Origin of the sequence: Achromobacter marplatensis (assembly GCF_002209535.1) — a bacterium.
Classification (GTDB): domain Bacteria; phylum Pseudomonadota; class Gammaproteobacteria; order Burkholderiales; family Burkholderiaceae_B; genus Achromobacter; species Achromobacter marplatensis.
The window spans coordinates 1-14,115 of the sequence record NZ_NJIG01000007.1; the positions used below are offsets into that span (position 1 = coordinate 1).

The following is a 14,115-nucleotide window of genomic DNA, read 5'->3' on the forward strand; positions in this document are numbered from 1 at the left end:
GGGATGCTCTCGTTGTGGCAGTCCGGCGCCTACCGGCTGATGGATGACGACGTCCCATACCCCAGCGCCCTCCCCACTGCAGAGGGCGCACCCTCACCATACAAGGATGACGACGGGGAAGTCCGGAGCGAAGGCTCCGGACCGCAATCGTGGGCGCGCGCCGTCACGCCGACAGCGCCGACGGGCGACCTACGAAGATCTGACAACGGCTAACCAACAAAGCCCTGCCCACTGCAAACCCACGAATACCAGCCGACGAACCCGCACAAAATCCCACCCGCACCGTTACAACGCACTAAGCACCCCTCTCCTCCCCACATGTTCCACCGGCAATTCCGCCCTCCCCGCCCCAAACAGCTTCTCCCGTAACGGGCCGTCGGCGTAGGCCGTCTTATAAGACCCGCGGCTCTGCAACTCCGGAATCACCAGGTCGATGAAGTCGCCATAGCATTCCGGCGTCACCGTCCTTGCCAGGTTGAAGCCGTCGATATCCGTTTCGGCCACCCACGACTCCAGCTCGTCCGCCACTTGCGCGGCGCTGCCCACCAGGGCGGGGTATCTGCCGCCCAGCGCCATGTCCGCCAGCAGGTCCGTCACGGTGCGATCCGTTCGTGACACCGTCAGGTTCTTCACCGCCGACTCGATCGCATTGTTCTTCACGTACCGGATCGGCTCGTTCGAGCCGTAGCGCGAAAAATCGATGCCGGTTGAGCTTGCGTAGTGCGCCAGCCCCGCTTCCGGGTTCGCGTAGCGCAAGTACTCCGCATGCTTGTCGCGCGCCTCGGCCTCCGTCCTGCCTACCACCGCCGTCACGCCCATGAAGAACTTGATGTCGCGTGGATTCCTGCCCTCGCGGGCGACGGACTCGCGCACCTCTGCCACCAGTTTGCGCAAGCCCTCTTTGGTCTGGCTCGACACGAACACGCATTCGGCGTGCCGCGCCGCGAAGGCCTGGCCGCGGCCCGACGAGCCGGCCTGGTACAGCACCGGTGTGCGCTGTGGCGACGGTTCCGACAGGTGGAAGCCCTGCACCTTGTAGTACTTGCCTTCGTGATCCACCCGGCGCACGGCCGCGGGGTCCGCATAGACGCGTGCGCGCTTGTCGGCCTTGACCGCATCGCGGTCCCAGCTTTCTTCCCACAGCTTGTAGGCCACCTCCAGGAACTCGTCGGCGCGGTCGTAACGTTCGTCATGCGCGATCTGTTCCGACAGCCCCATCGCGCGCGCCGCGCTTTCCAGGTAACCCGTCACGATGTTCCAGCCGACGCGGCCTTTGGTCAGATGGTCCAGCGTGGAAAAGCGCCGTGCCAGCAGATACGGCGCCTCGTAGGTCAGGTTGACCGTGACGCCGAACCCCAGGTGCCGGGTGGCGGCCGCCATGGCCGAAATCGTCAGCAGCGGATCGTTCACCGGCAATTGGATCGATTCGCGCAGCGTCAGGTCGGCCGAGTCCTGGTAGACGTCGTACACGCCCACGATGTCGGCCAGGAACAGGCCGTCGAACAGTCCGCGCTCCAGCAGCCGGGCCAGATCGGTCCAGTAGTCCAGCGTCTTGTACTGCGTGGACGTGTCGCGCGGATGGGTCCACAAGCCGTGGTTGATGTGCCCCACGCAATTCATGTTGAACGCGTTCAGGAGGATTTGCTTCTTCGCCATGATGTGCGGTTCCGTCAGGATCAGGTAGTGCCCACGCGGCCGGGCGCGATGTCGTTCAGGTAGTAGTTGCCCACGGCGTGCCGCTTCCAGCGCACCGGGTCGTGCAGCGTGTGCGTACGCGCATTACGCCAGTGGCGGTCCAGGTTCAGATGGTCCAGCGTGGATTGCGTGCCGGCCAGCTCGAACAGCTTGGTGCCGGCGGCAAGCGAGGCTTCGGTGGTCAGCGCGCGCGCTTCTGCCACCGCGATCGCGGCTGCCGCCACGTTGGCGGGCGTGCCGTCGGCGGTGGCCGTGTCCAGCAGGCGGCCCGCCCGCGCGACCAGTGCGCGCGCCGCGTCCAGGCGGATGGACAGGCGGCCGAACTCGCTGATCGTCAGCGGATCGTCCGCCGCGCGTTCGACATTGGCGTCGAGCCACGGCCGTGAACGGTCACGCACAAACACCACGGCATCCGCCAGCGCGGCTTGGCCGATGCCCAGGTCGATGGCCGCATGGATGATCTGCGCAAGCGGCTTGATCGTGTTGGGCGGCGCGGCAGGGTCGGCCAGCAGCAGGACGTCTTCGGCCGGCACCGCCACCTCCTTGAAATGCACCGTGCCGCTGCCCGTGACGCGCTGGCCAAAGCCCGACCAATCGTCGATGATCTCGACGCCCGGGCTGTCGCGGCGCACGATGGCCAGGCGCTGGATGCCGTCGTCATCCACCGTTGCCGTGGGAATCCATTGGGCGTAGAGCGCGCCCGTGCAATAGAACTTGCTGCCGTTGATGCGCCATCCGCCCTCGGGATCGGCGGTAAGGCGGGTGCGGCGTTCGGCGGCCGTGCGCGTGCCGGTCTCGGCCAACGCGTTGCCGAAGCGTTCTCCCGCCAGTGCGCGGGCATAGAAGTGGCGCTGCTGGTCCGCATTGCCGTTCACGCGCAGCACCTCCAGCGCGTAGTAATGGTTTTGCGGAATTTGGCCCAGCGAACCGTCGGCGGCCGAGATAATCGCCGTGACTTCCGCCAGCGTCACCCGCGACACCCCGGCGCCGCCGTGCTCACGCGGCACCGTAATACCCCACAGGCCGGACAGCGAATAGCGTTCCAGCTCCGGCAAGGGCAGCCGGCGTTCGCGGTCGCGCTGGGACGCTTCGCGGGCGAAGTCCTCGGCCAGGACGCGCGCGACTTCCAGCGCCTGGGCGTCGGTGTCGATGATCGCCGCACGGCGCTGCGCCAGGGACGAGATGTTGTTGGTCGGCATGGCCTCAGATCCAGGAATGTCGGTTGGGGCGCTGGCCGTTAAGCACGTAGTTGCCCACGGCGTGGTACTTCCAGCGCACGGGATCGTGCAGCGTATGCACGCGCGCATTGCGCCAATGGCGGTCCAGGCTGAATTCGGCCAGGGAGGCGCGCGCACCCGACAGTTCGAACAGCTTTTCGCTGGCCGCCAGCGCGACCTCGGTGGACACCGCCTTGGCGCGCGCCACCGCGATCGATGCCGCGGCAACGTCATCGGCGTCCAGCGTCCGGCCACGGGCGTCGTCCAGCACCTGGGCGGCCTCGGTCAACAGCGCCTGGGCGGCGTGCAGATCGATATAAAGCTGCCCGACGTCCGCGATCACGTAGGGATCCTGCGTGGCCCGTTCGACGTTGGCCTCGACCCAGGGGCGCGAGCGCTCCCGCAGGAAGGCCACGGCGTCCTCTAACGCGCCCTCGGCGATGCCGGCGTCGATCGCGGCCTGCATCAGCTGCGCGAACGGCCCCAGCAGAACGGGCGCTTGCTGCGCCAGCCAGGCGGGCAGGATGCTGTCGGCCTCCACCCGCACGTTGTCCAGCAGCACGGTGCCGCTGGCTGTGGTGCGCTGGCCGAAGCTGGACCAATCGTCCACGACGGACACGCCCGGCGCCCCGCGTTCCAGGACGACCGTGACCAGCCTGCCTTCGGCATCCAGCACCTTGGTCGGTATCCAGTGCGCGAACAGCGCGCCCGTCGAATAGAACTTGCGCCCACTGACCCGATAGCCGTCGCCGTCCGGCACGAGCCTCGCCTCGATGTCGCGGGTATGTCGGGTGTGGCGCTCGGGGCCGGCATTGCCCAGCCGGCGCCCGGCCAGCACGCCCTCGTAGTAGTGGCGCTGCTGCGCCGGCGTGCCAGTCAGGCGAAGCAGGTTCAGGAAGCCGAAATGGTTCTGCGGGATCTGGCCCAGCGACGGATCCGCCGCGCTGATGATGCGGAACACGTCGGCCAGCGTCACATGCGAGACATCCGCGCCACCGAATTCGCGCGGAACCGTGATGCCGCCCAGCCCGCTGGCCGAATAGCGTTCGATCTCGCGCCAGGGCAATCCGCGTTCCCGGTCGCGCTGGGCCGCGCCCAGTGCAAATTCGGCCGCCAACGCGTGGGCGGCCTCGATCGCATGGGCATCATCCCGGATGCGGGCGGCAGGGACCAGGCGCGGCGCCTCGTCCCCGTCCTGAATTGCGGTGGTGCTTGAAGCGTGCGGCATGTTGCGCCCCGGCATTGGGAAAACATGCAGCCTATCGGTGCCGCGCCGCACGCGGAAGGACGGAATTCTCATGCGGTTATGTGAAATCGGTATATGCCGGATGCACCCCGCTCGCCCACTGTTAGCAGCCATGCCGCGCATATAACGAAATCACCAAAGAATGTTTGCGGACGGCGTTGGCGCTTGCTTAGAGTCGAGACTTTTCCGCGTCTGCCACTCGCCATGCCTGAACTGGATTTCCCCCTGCCGCCCCTGACGCTGGATTACGACGGCGCGTTGGAAACAAGGTTGTTCGACGACATCCGCGTTATCGTCGCGCCGCACATCCCGGCCGCGCGCATTGACCCGCCGCGCGATCTGGCAGACGCCGATGAACGCCGCAACGCCGCCGAGTACGCGGTGTGGAACACGGTGCATGACCTCTTCATCACGCAAGTCGCAGCCCACGCGATTGCCGGCCTGTTCAAGGACGACACCGAATTCCAGTTTGCACTGGCCCGCCAGCTGGGCGACGACGCCGCCCATGCGGAATTCTCGCGTGGCCGTGCCGCGGCGCTGCTGGGCGCCGACCCGCTTGCGCAAGTCGAGCAAGGCGTGCAGGAATCCTGGGACCTGATCGGCCGCTTTGCGCTGCGCAACTGGCAGAACTTCCTGGCCTGGCAGTTCCATTACGAGCACTACATCCTGGCGCGCCTGTTCGTGAACCGGCGGACCGCGCGGGTACTGGACTTCGGCCATCGTGAATTCGGCGAAAACCGCATCCTTCCTGACGAGGAAGCGCACCGCATCCGCATCACGCGATGGTGGCTGAACAAGCTGGAACGCGCGGAACCCGCGCAGCGTGAAGACTGGGTGGCCGGCCTGATCCAGGCGGACGAGGACGTCCAACGCCGGCTTGGCCCCTATCTGCGCGATTCCTGGCAACTGAACCAGCGCGCCACCGGCCTGGACACGCGCGGCCACATCGCGCTGTACGACGCGTGGCGCCGCGAACTGCTGGCCACTCTGCTGCGCCGCGACCCCGACGATCTTCCCGCCCTGACCAGCCTGGCCGCCTGAAACAGCCGGCCGCCCCTCTCCAAGCAAGAAGGAAACCTTCATGACGCAGCAATTGCCCCCCGCCGGCGCGCCCGGCCACGACGACGAGCCTGCCAATCCCCTGCGTCGCTGGTTGATGAGCGCCGGCGCCTTGATGGGCGCCAGCGCGCTATTTCCGAACGTGATCTTCGCCCCCGCCTATGCCGACACCCAGAGCCTGCCGAACACGGTGGACGGCGCGGTGCGCGGCGGCGTGCTCAACGCGGTGGTGCATCCGGAGCCGCCGACGCTGGCCTTCTATCTGAATTCGTCCACGCCCACCGGCGCGGTCGTCAGCAAGATCTTCGACGGGCTGGTCGAGTACGGGCCCGATCTGAAGCCGCGCCCGGTCCTGGCCGAAAGCTGGAGCGTGTCCGACGACGGCAAGACCATTACCTTCAAACTGCGCCAGGGCGTGTTGTGGCATGACGGCAAGCCTTTCACCGCGGCCGACGTGAAATGGTCCGCCGAAGAGGTGTGGCTCAGGCATGCGCCGAGCGCGCGCCGGGTGTTCCAGTATCTGCAGAAGGTGGAAACGCCCGACGACCACACTGTCGTGCTGCACCTGTCGCAGCCCACTCCCGTGGCGCTGAACGCCATCGATTCGCTGGGTGCGCCCATCCTGCCGCGCCATCTGTTCGAAGGCACGGACATCCAGAACAATCCGTACAACAACAAGCCGATCGGCACCGGCCCCTTCGTGTTCAAGGAATGGAACCGGGGCAACTACATCGTGCTGGAGAAGAACGACAAGTATTGGCAGCCTGAACGCCCCTACCTGGACCGCATCGTCTGGAAGATCATTCCCGACGTGTCGGGACGCGCCACCGCGTTGGAGACAGGCGGTGTCGCCTACGGCGAGCGCAACCCCGTCGCCTTCACCGACGCCACGCGGCTGTCCAAGCTGCCCAAGCTGGCGGTGGACACCTCGGGCTACAACGGCTTTGCCGCCTGGCTCTGGCTGGAAGCCAACCTGCGCGATCCCATTTTGTCCAACTTGAAGGTCCGCCAGGCCATCGCGCACGCCGTCAACAAGCAAGTGCTGGTGAAGACGGTGTGGAACGGCTATGCCGAACCCTTCGTGAGCCCGGTTCCCTCGCTGGTGAAGCCCTATCACAACCCCAATGTGCAGCAGTACCCCTACGACCCTGCGCTGGCCGAAAAGCTGCTGGACGAAGCCGGCTACCCGCGCAAGGCCGACGGCTGGCGCTTTGCTTTGACGCACGACTACATCCCGTTTGGCGACGACTACCGCCGCACCGGCGAATTCGTGCGCCAGGCGCTGCGCAAGATCGGCATCGACGTGACGTTGCGCGGCCTGGACCTGGCCACGTGGACGCGCAATGTCTTCACCGACTACAACTTCCAGCTCATCAGCTCGTGGGGCACGGTGCTGATCGATCCGCAGCTGGGCGTGGAAACACGCTACTGGAGCAAGGCAGAGGCCAAGGGCACGCCCTGGTACAACGCGTCCGGCTACAGCAACCCCGACATGGACCGCGCCATCGAAGCCGCGCAGGTCGAGACGGATCCGAAAAAGCGCATCGACCAGTACAACGAGGTGCAGCGCCTGGCGCAGCGCGACCTGCCGCTGATCGGCCTGTTCGAGTTCCGCTGGTTTGGCGTCTGGGACAAGCAGGTGCGCAACGTGACCGACGCGTCCTCGCATTCGCGCAACAACTTCGCCAACGTCTGGCTGGGCAAGGCCTGACGGCCGCCGGGAACCTGCCATGCGCCTGCCCCGCACCGTCCGCTACCTGCTGCAAATCCTGTTCGTGGTGGGCGCGACCGCCATCGCCAACTTTTTCCTGCTGAAGTTGGTGCCTGGCGACCTGGTCGATGTGATCGCCTCGGAAAACAGCGGCATCACGCCGGAACACGTGGCGCAGCTGCGAGTGGCCTACGGGCTGGACCAGAGCGTGCTCGCGCAGCTGGGCTACTACCTGAAAAGCCTGCTGTCGCTGGACCTGGGATATTCGTTCCGTTATGGCGAACCCGTGGCCGACCTGATCTTCGGGCGGCTGCCGGCTACGCTGGCGCTAATTGGCACCGGGCTGGCGCTGTCGGTGGCGGTGGGCGTCCTGCTGGGCGTGCTGGCCGCGCGCCGGCCGCACGGCGTGCTGGACACTCTGCTGTCGGCGCTGGCCACGGCCGGCTATTCGGCGCCGATGTTCTGGACGGCGTTGATGCTGATCGTCGGCTTTGGCGTGCACCTGAACTGGCTGCCGGTCGGCGGAATCCGCGACGTGGGCGCGGCCTACCAGGGCTGGGCGCTGTGGGCCGACTACGCGCGGCACCTGGCGCTGCCGGTGGCGACGGTGGCGATCTACTACGTGGCCATCTATGCGCGGCTGTCACGCGCGTCAATGATCGAGACGCTGCAGGAAGACTACATCCGCACCGCCCGCGCGCGCGGCAACGGCGAAGCGCGGGTGATCTGGCGCCATGCGCTGAAGAACGCAATCCTGCCCGTCATCACGATGCTGGGCCTGCAAAGCAGCGCGCTGCTGGGCGGCAGCATCGTGGTGGAAACCGTGTTCGCGTGGCCGGGCCTGGGCCAGCTGTCGTTCGAGGCCATCGCCAGCCGCGACGTCAACCTGCTGCTGGGCATCCTGCTGATGAGCGCGGCGCTGGTGGCCTTGATGAATATCGCCGTGGATGCCTGCTACGGCCTGCTGGACCCTCGCGTGAGGAAGACATGAAACCGATTGCCCGCGCCGCGCTGCACCTGCTGCGCACGCCCTCGGCCGCCGTCGGCGCCGCCATCCTGCTGATCGTGCTGGCCGCCGCCGCCAGCGCCGCATGGCTGTTTCCTGATGACCCGCTGGAGATGGTCGGCGCGCCCTTCACCTGGCCGGGCGAGGACGCCAGCTTTCCCGCCGGCACCGACCTGATGGGCCGCGACATCCTGGCCGGGCTGTTTCACGGCGCCCGCGTGTCGCTGCTGGTGGGCGGCGCGTCGGCTGCCATCGCGCTGGCCATCGGCCTGTTGGTGGGCGCGTTCGCGGGCTATGCCGGCCCACGCACCGACGCCGTGCTGATGCGCATCACCGAACTGTTCCAGACCGTACCGTCCTTCCTGCTGGCGATCGTGCTGGTGGCGATCCTGGGGCCGTCGCTGTCGACCATCATCTTCGCGCTGGGCGTCACGTCATGGACCGGCATCGCGCGCCTGACCCGGGGCGAGTTCATTTCCCTGCGCGAACGCGAATTCGTGCGGGCCGCGCAGACGCTGGGCGCAGGCCACGCCCGCATCATTTTCCGCGAGATCCTGCCCAACGCCCTGCCCCCCATCATCGTGACCACCGCCGTGCTGGTCGCCCAGGCCATCCTGTCGGAGGCCGGCCTGTCGTTCCTGGGGCTGGGCGACCCCAACGTGGTCAGCTGGGGCAGCATGGTGGGCGCGGGGCGCGAAGCGTTGCGCACCGCCTGGTACATGACCGCCCTGCCCGGCCTGACCATCATGGCAACCGTGCTGGCCCTGAACCTGCTTAGCGACGCCATCAACGACGCGCTCAATCCCAAACTGCGCCGGCAGCGTGTGGCCGCCGCGCCCGCCGCCGCGCGCTAGGCGACCATGACTACGCTGATCGATATCCAAGGGCTGAATGTGGCCTTTCCCGGCCATCAGGCCGTGCACGGGCTGGACCTGCAATTGCGCGGCGGCGAAACGCTGGCGGTGGTCGGCGAATCCGGCTGCGGCAAGTCCACCACCGCGCTCGCCCTGCTGGGCCTGCTACCGCGGCATGCCCGCGTGTCGGGCCGCATCCTGTTCGAAGGCCAGGACCTGCTGGCGCTGTCGGAACGCCAGCGCTGCGCGCTGCGCGGCGACCGCATCGCCATGATCTTCCAGGAGCCGATGACGAGCCTGAATCCGGTGCTGACCCTGGGCGACCAGATCGGCGAGGCGCTGCGCCTGCATCGGGGCGCCAGCGCCCGCGCCGCCCGGGCGCGCGCCATTGAACTGCTGGACCTGGTGCGCGTGCCCGAGCCGCAGCGCCGCGTGGATGACTACCCCCACCTGCTGTCGGGCGGCCAGCGCCAGCGCGCCATGATCGCCGCCGCCATCGCCTGCCAGCCCGCGCTGCTGGTGGCCGACGAACCGACCACCGCACTTGACGTCACCGTCCAGGCGCAGATCCTGCAACTGCTGGACGACCTGCGGTCGCAATTGAACATGGGACTGCTGCTGATCACGCATGACCTGTCCGTGGTCGGGCAATGGGCGGACCGCGTCGCCGTGATGGTGCGCGGCGAGAAGGTCGAAGAAGGGCCCGCGGCGACGCTGCTCGCCCAGCCGCGCCACCCCTACACCCGGGGCCTGCTCGGGGCGTCGCTGCGCCTGGACGACGCAACCCACTACAGCACGTTGCGGCTGCCTGAAATCCGCACGCGCCTCGACCCCGCCTCGGGACGCCCGGTGTTCGGCCTTGTGACCCCTGACCGCGTGCCGGTTGCCGCCAACGACCCCATTCCCATCGGCGCGACGCCCTTGCTGCAAGTCGAAGACCTGCGCGTGCAGTACCCGACGGCCCATGGCGCAAGCACCGCGGTGGACGGCGTGTCGTTCCAGATCGCCCCCGGCGAAACCCTTGGGCTGGTCGGCGAATCCGGCTGCGGGAAATCCACGCTGTCCCGCACGCTGGTGCGCCTGCTTGCCCCGGCGTCCGGCCGGATCCTGCTGCGCGGCGAAGACACCGCCCAATTGGACCGGCACCGCCTGGCGGCCTACCGCCAGAGCGTGCAGATGATCTTCCAGGATCCCTATGCGTCGTTGAACCCGCGCCATACGGTCAACGACATCCTGGAGGCCGCCTTGCGCATCCACCGGGTGAAGGACCGCGAGGAACGCCGCCAGCGCATCGCCCGGATCCTGGACGCGGTGGGCCTGCCGCGCCAGGCGCTGGCGCGCTATCCCAGTGAATTCTCGGGCGGGCAACGCCAACGCATCGGCATCGCCCGCGCACTGGTGCTGCGCCCGGCGCTGGTGATCTGCGACGAACCCGTATCGGCGCTGGACGTGTCCGTGCAGGCGCAGATCCTGAACCTGCTGGTGGACCTAAAGGCCGAATTCCGCTTGTCGTACCTTTTCATCTCGCACGACCTGTCGGTGGTCCACTATCTGGCCGATCGGGTGCTGGTGATGAATGCGGGCCGGATCGTCGAAGAAGGCCCCAACGCCACCTTGTGGCGCAACGCGCTCCACCCCTATACGCGCAGCCTGATCGATGCGTTGCCCCAAGGGCTTTCCCCAGGTGGCGACGCGCTACGCCGGAGCGCCTGAGCCGGCGCGCCCGGGCGGGTCCGCCTCCTCCTTATGCGGGACTGGATTGCGGGCAACGGCAAGCCTATACTGAATTCGCCGTTGCTCGACATTCCTTTTCCTAAAGGAGAGGCAACATGTACAGGCACTTGCTCATCGCCGTGGATGGCTCCCTGCTGTCCGAATCGGCTTTCAAGCGCGCACTCGTTTTCGCCAAGGAAATGGGCGCCACCATCACCCTCATCCGCGCCATCCCGGAGGACCACCTGCTGGTCTATCAGGCCGAGATGCTGGGCACCACGCAGCCGCCACATACCGACCAGGCGCGCAAGAACGCGCAAGGCTATCTGGACGGGCTGGAAATGGAGGCCCGCCATGCGCTGGTGCCCTGCAACATCGTCGTGGTGGTCAACGACCATCCGCACGAGGCGATAGTCGAAACCGCGAAGAGCCAGGGGTGCGACCTGATCATCATGGGCTCGCACGGGCGCCACGGCATGACGGGGTTCCTGCTGGGCAGCGAGACGCAACGCGTGCTGGCCAAGACCCGCCTGCCCGTGCTGGTGTTCCGCTAGGACCCACCGCACGCCCGGACCGGGCGCCGCCGCGTCAGCCCGCGGCGGCCAGCGCGTGCTGGAAGGTGAAGCTGTCGGCGTACATGTGGTCCAGGCTGGCGCCGCGGCCGGCCAGCAGGTGCTTGGCCTGCTGGATCATGGCGGGCGCGCCGCACAGGTAGATGGCGTGCTCGGACAAGTCGTCGTGGTCTTCGAGGACGGCGTCCTGCACATGGCCGCGCCGGCCCTGCCAGCTTGCGCTAGCGCGCGACAGCACGGGCACGAAATTGAATTCGTACAGCCGCCCCGCCCAACCGGCGATCTCGTCTTTCAGATACAGGTCTTCCTCGGTGCGCATGCCCCAATACAGGCTGACGGGCGGGCAGTCCTCTTTATCCAGCAAGGATTCCAGGATCGCCTTGATCGGCGCGATGCCGGTGCCGGTCGCCATCATGATGAGCGGGCGCCAGTCTTCTTCGTGATAGCTGAATACGCCCAGCGGCGCTTCGATCGTGAGCGCCGCGCCGGCTTGCGCCTGCCCCAGCCAGTGGTCGGTATAGCGGCCGCCCGGAATGCGCCGCACATGGAAATCCACCTGCTGGCCAGCCGATGCCGACGCCATGGAAAAGCTGCGTGTCTCGCCATCGGGCAGCAGCACGTTCATGTACTGGCCCGGCACGAAGTCCAGCCCGGCATCCGGCAGCGCCAGCGTCAGATGAACGATGTCTTCGGTAACCGCTTCGATGCGCTGCACGGTGGCCGGCAGGCGGCGCGGTTCGGGAAACACCTGCCGGCTGCTTGCCACGCTAATGCACAGGTCGCTTTCGGGCCGCGCCTGGCAGGCCAGCGCATAGCCTTCAGCCGACTCTTCCGGCGTCAGCGCCATGGGGAATTCCTCATAGCGCACGGTGCCTGAGGCCAGCTTGATGCGGCAGGTGCCGCAGCCGCCGAAGGTGCACTCGTGCGGCAGCTTGACGTCTGCGCGCCCGGCGGCCTCCAGCACCGATTCGCCGGCATCCACCTCGAAGGCGGCACCGGTTTCCAGGATGTGCACGCGGTATGCCATGGCCGGCCTCGCTTATTTCTTGATGTCGGCCTGCACCAGCACTTTCATGCCGCGCGGCTCCAGCAGTTCGGCCAATGCCGCCAGCGCGGCGACGCCTGCCTGTGTGTCCTGTTCGCCGTTGCCGCCGCTCAGTCCGATACCGCCGATCACCTCGTCGTTCACCACGATGGGAAAGCCGCCGACGAACACGGCGAACTTGCCCTCGAAGCTCCACTGGATGCCGAAGGCTTCGTTACCGGGCAGCGCGGGGCCATTGGGCGGGGTGTTGAAAAGATGGGTCGATCGCTTGTGCCCCGCTGCGGTGAACGCCTTGTTCCAGGCGATCTGCGGGCCGGTGATGCGCGCGCCGTCCATGCGTTCCAGGGCGATGGGGTAGCCGCCGTCGTCCACGATGCAGATGGATTCCAGCACGCCGATCGCTTCCGACTTGGCGATGGCCGCCCGCACCATGACGCGCGCTTCTTCCAGTTCCAGGCGATAAATCTGTTTCATAGGGATAGCCTCTTCGGTTGTCCGCGGCCTTAGCCGGCGCGGTAGACGGTCTTGATCTGCGTGTAGAACTCCAGGCCCACGCGGCCGGACTCGCGGAACGTGGAGGTGCTGGAGTGCTTGAGCCCCCCGAAGGGCGCGTTGATCAGGTTGCCGGTGGTGGTGCGGTTGATCTTCACGGTGCCTGCCTGGATGTCGCGGGCGAAGCGGTGCGCATAGCGCGCATCCGTGGTGGCGATGGCGGCCGACAGGCCGTATTCGGTGTCATTGGCCTTGGCAATGGCGTCGTCATAACCGTCGACTTCGATCAGTGCGATGACGGGGCCGAAGATCTCTTCGCGCGCGATGCGCATCTGCTGCGTCACGTCGGTAAAGAGCGCGGGCGTGACGTAGTAGCCGCGCTCGAAACCCGGGCCGGTCAGCACGTCGCCGCCGCACAGGTGGGTGGCCTCTTCCTTGCCCACCGCCACGTAGCTCAGCACGTTGTCCAGCTGCTTGCGCGTGGCTAGCGGGCCCAGGTCGAAGTTGCCGTCCAGCCCGTTGCCGAGCGTAAGCGTCTTGACCCGCGCCACCAGCTTGTCGGTGAACGCCTGGCGCACCTTCGCGTCCACCAGCACGCGGCTGGTGCCCGTGCAGGCCTGGCCGCTGAGCGAAAAACCGCCCTTCACGGCTAGATCCACGGCGCGGTCCAGGTCGGCATCGGCCAGCACGATCAGCGGATTCTTGCCGCCCAGCTCCATCTGCGTGCGGGTGGTCAGGCCCGCGCCGCGGTGGATCTGTTCGCCTGCCGCGGTAGAGCCGGTAAAGGAGATCGCGCGCACCGCGCGCGCGGTGGTGATGGCGGGCCCAACGGCGGCGGCGGGGCCGACCACCAGGTTCAGCACCCCCGCAGGCAGCCCCGCCTGCACGAACGCCTCGGTCAGCCGGTAGCCAGACAGCGGCGCGTCGGACGACGGCTTGAACACCACGGTGTTGCCAGTGATCAGCGCTGGCGCGATCTTGCGCGCGGGGATCGAAATGGGGAAGTTCCACGGCGAGATCACCGTGACCACCCCCAGCGGTTCGCGCTGGCTGTAGACGACCATGTCGGGATCGTCGTTGACGAAGGTCTCGCCAGTGAAGCTCTGGCCTTCCACCGCATAGAAGCGGATCGTCTGCGCCGAGCGCAGCACTTCGTCTTTGGCGAGATTCAGGCCCTTGCCCTCCTCCCGGGTCAGTTCGCGCGCGAAGGCGTCGGCGTGGTCTTCCAGGTATTGGGCGGCGCGGAAAAGGATGGCGGCCCGCTTGGAGATCGGCGTGTCGCGCCAGGCGGCGAACGCGGCATCGGCCGCCTCGACCGCGCGCCGGGCGTCTTCGGCGTCCGACACCGGGAAAAGCCCCACCACGTCGGACGTATCCGCCGGGTTGAGGTTAGGGGCAGTCCGGCCGGTGGCGCTGGGCACCCAGGCGCCGCCGATGTGATTCATGAATGCTTGCTGCGAGAGGTCGTCCACGGGTGCGCGTCCTTTACCTGTGCGGGAATGGCC

Annotated in this window: 12 protein-coding genes; 6 read left to right on the forward strand and 6 right to left on the reverse strand. The window is 67.2% G+C overall.

All coding sequences use genetic code 11. The features are described from left to right. Window positions 1-285: 285 nt before the first annotated feature. Genes CEY09_RS17455 through CEY09_RS17465 form a run of 3 tightly spaced genes read right to left on the reverse strand, consistent with a single transcriptional unit; the run spans window position 286 to window position 4,140 of the window. Complete coding sequence (locus CEY09_RS17455) at window positions 286-1,656, reverse strand: LLM class flavin-dependent oxidoreductase (RefSeq protein ID WP_088589638.1); 1,371 nt, start codon at window positions 1,654-1,656, stop codon at window positions 286-288. 20 nt (window positions 1,657-1,676) lie between these two features. Further along, window positions 1,677-2,894 (reverse strand): SfnB family sulfur acquisition oxidoreductase, encoded by a 1,218-nt coding sequence (locus CEY09_RS17460; protein WP_088589639.1) that lies wholly within the window; start codon window positions 2,892-2,894, stop codon window positions 1,677-1,679. Window positions 2,895-2,898: 4 nt separating this feature from the next. Beyond that, on the reverse strand, window positions 2,899-4,140 hold the full coding sequence (locus CEY09_RS17465; RefSeq protein WP_088589913.1) for an SfnB family sulfur acquisition oxidoreductase: 1,242 nt from the start codon (window positions 4,138-4,140) through the stop codon (window positions 2,899-2,901). A gap of 222 nt (window positions 4,141-4,362) precedes the next feature. Here CEY09_RS17465 and CEY09_RS17470 point away from each other — a divergent pair, with 222 nt between their 5' ends. The 6 genes from CEY09_RS17470 (at window position 4,363) to CEY09_RS17495 (ending at window position 11,055) form a co-directional block, all read left to right on the forward strand. After that, a complete protein-coding gene (locus tag CEY09_RS17470; RefSeq protein ID WP_088589640.1) occupies window positions 4,363-5,199 on the forward strand; it encodes a hypothetical protein in 837 nt (278 codons plus the stop codon). A 40-nt stretch (window positions 5,200-5,239) separates the two neighbouring features. Next, window positions 5,240-6,928: an ABC transporter substrate-binding protein gene (locus CEY09_RS17475; RefSeq protein WP_088589641.1), complete on the forward strand. Its 1,689-nt coding sequence runs from the start codon at window positions 5,240-5,242 to the stop codon at window positions 6,926-6,928. Window positions 6,929-6,947: 19 nt separating this feature from the next. Beyond that, window positions 6,948-7,919 carry an ABC transporter permease gene (locus CEY09_RS17480; protein WP_088589642.1) on the forward strand — a complete coding sequence of 324 codons (972 nt, stop codon included), beginning with the start codon at window positions 6,948-6,950 and terminating at the stop codon, window positions 7,917-7,919. Next, a complete protein-coding gene (locus CEY09_RS17485) occupies window positions 7,916-8,788 on the forward strand; it encodes an ABC transporter permease (RefSeq protein ID WP_006226816.1) in 873 nt (290 codons plus the stop codon). Before CEY09_RS17480 ends, CEY09_RS17485 begins: the two co-directional genes overlap by 4 nt. 6 nt (window positions 8,789-8,794) lie before the next feature. Beyond that, window positions 8,795-10,501, forward strand: coding sequence for an ABC transporter ATP-binding protein (locus CEY09_RS17490; RefSeq protein ID WP_088589643.1), 1,707 nt, complete (start codon window positions 8,795-8,797; stop codon window positions 10,499-10,501). Between the two features lie 116 nt (window positions 10,502-10,617). Continuing rightward, window positions 10,618-11,055, forward strand: a complete 438-nt coding sequence (locus CEY09_RS17495; protein WP_006226814.1) for a universal stress protein — start codon at window positions 10,618-10,620, stop codon at window positions 11,053-11,055. Between the two features lie 34 nt (window positions 11,056-11,089). Here the strand turns inward: CEY09_RS17495 and CEY09_RS17500 are convergent, their stop codons facing one another. From CEY09_RS17500 to CEY09_RS17510, 3 genes are read right to left on the reverse strand one after another with little or no spacing between them, the layout of a single operon-like run. Further along, the gene (locus CEY09_RS17500; RefSeq protein ID WP_088589644.1) at window positions 11,090-12,100 is read right to left on the reverse strand and encodes a 2Fe-2S iron-sulfur cluster-binding protein; all 1,011 of its coding nucleotides are present in this window, start codon (window positions 12,098-12,100) and stop codon (window positions 11,090-11,092) included. Between the two features lie 12 nt (window positions 12,101-12,112). Next, window positions 12,113-12,592 carry a GlcG/HbpS family heme-binding protein gene (locus CEY09_RS17505; RefSeq protein ID WP_006226812.1) on the reverse strand — a complete coding sequence of 160 codons (480 nt, stop codon included), beginning with the start codon at window positions 12,590-12,592 and terminating at the stop codon, window positions 12,113-12,115. Between the two features lie 29 nt (window positions 12,593-12,621). Further along, complete coding sequence (locus tag CEY09_RS17510) at window positions 12,622-14,055, reverse strand: aldehyde dehydrogenase family protein (protein ID WP_006226811.1); 1,434 nt, start codon at window positions 14,053-14,055, stop codon at window positions 12,622-12,624. Window positions 14,056-14,115 lie beyond the last annotated feature (60 nt).

Excerpts from the sequence above, each read along its gene's own strand:
- CEY09_RS17455 (WP_088589638.1), bottom strand. The coding sequence starts at position 1,656 with ATGGCGAAGAAGCAAATCCTCCTGAACGCGTTCAACATGAATTGCGTG.
- CEY09_RS17460 (WP_088589639.1), bottom strand. The coding sequence starts at position 2,894 with ATGCCGACCAACAACATCTCGTCCCTGGCGCAGCGCCGTGCGGCGATC.
- CEY09_RS17465 (WP_088589913.1), bottom strand. The coding sequence starts at position 4,140 with ATGCCGCACGCTTCAAGCACCACCGCAATTCAGGACGGGGACGAGGCG.
- CEY09_RS17470 (WP_088589640.1), top strand. The coding sequence starts at position 4,363 with ATGCCTGAACTGGATTTCCCCCTGCCGCCCCTGACGCTGGATTACGAC.
- CEY09_RS17475 (WP_088589641.1), top strand. The coding sequence starts at position 5,240 with ATGACGCAGCAATTGCCCCCCGCCGGCGCGCCCGGCCACGACGACGAG.
- CEY09_RS17480 (WP_088589642.1), top strand. The coding sequence starts at position 6,948 with ATGCGCCTGCCCCGCACCGTCCGCTACCTGCTGCAAATCCTGTTCGTG.
- CEY09_RS17485 (WP_006226816.1), top strand. The coding sequence starts at position 7,916 with ATGAAACCGATTGCCCGCGCCGCGCTGCACCTGCTGCGCACGCCCTCG.
- CEY09_RS17490 (WP_088589643.1), top strand. The coding sequence starts at position 8,795 with ATGACTACGCTGATCGATATCCAAGGGCTGAATGTGGCCTTTCCCGGC.
- CEY09_RS17495 (WP_006226814.1), top strand. The coding sequence starts at position 10,618 with ATGTACAGGCACTTGCTCATCGCCGTGGATGGCTCCCTGCTGTCCGAA.
- CEY09_RS17500 (WP_088589644.1), bottom strand. The coding sequence starts at position 12,100 with ATGGCATACCGCGTGCACATCCTGGAAACCGGTGCCGCCTTCGAGGTG.
- CEY09_RS17505 (WP_006226812.1), bottom strand. The coding sequence starts at position 12,592 with ATGAAACAGATTTATCGCCTGGAACTGGAAGAAGCGCGCGTCATGGTG.
- CEY09_RS17510 (WP_006226811.1), bottom strand. The coding sequence starts at position 14,055 with ATGAATCACATCGGCGGCGCCTGGGTGCCCAGCGCCACCGGCCGGACT.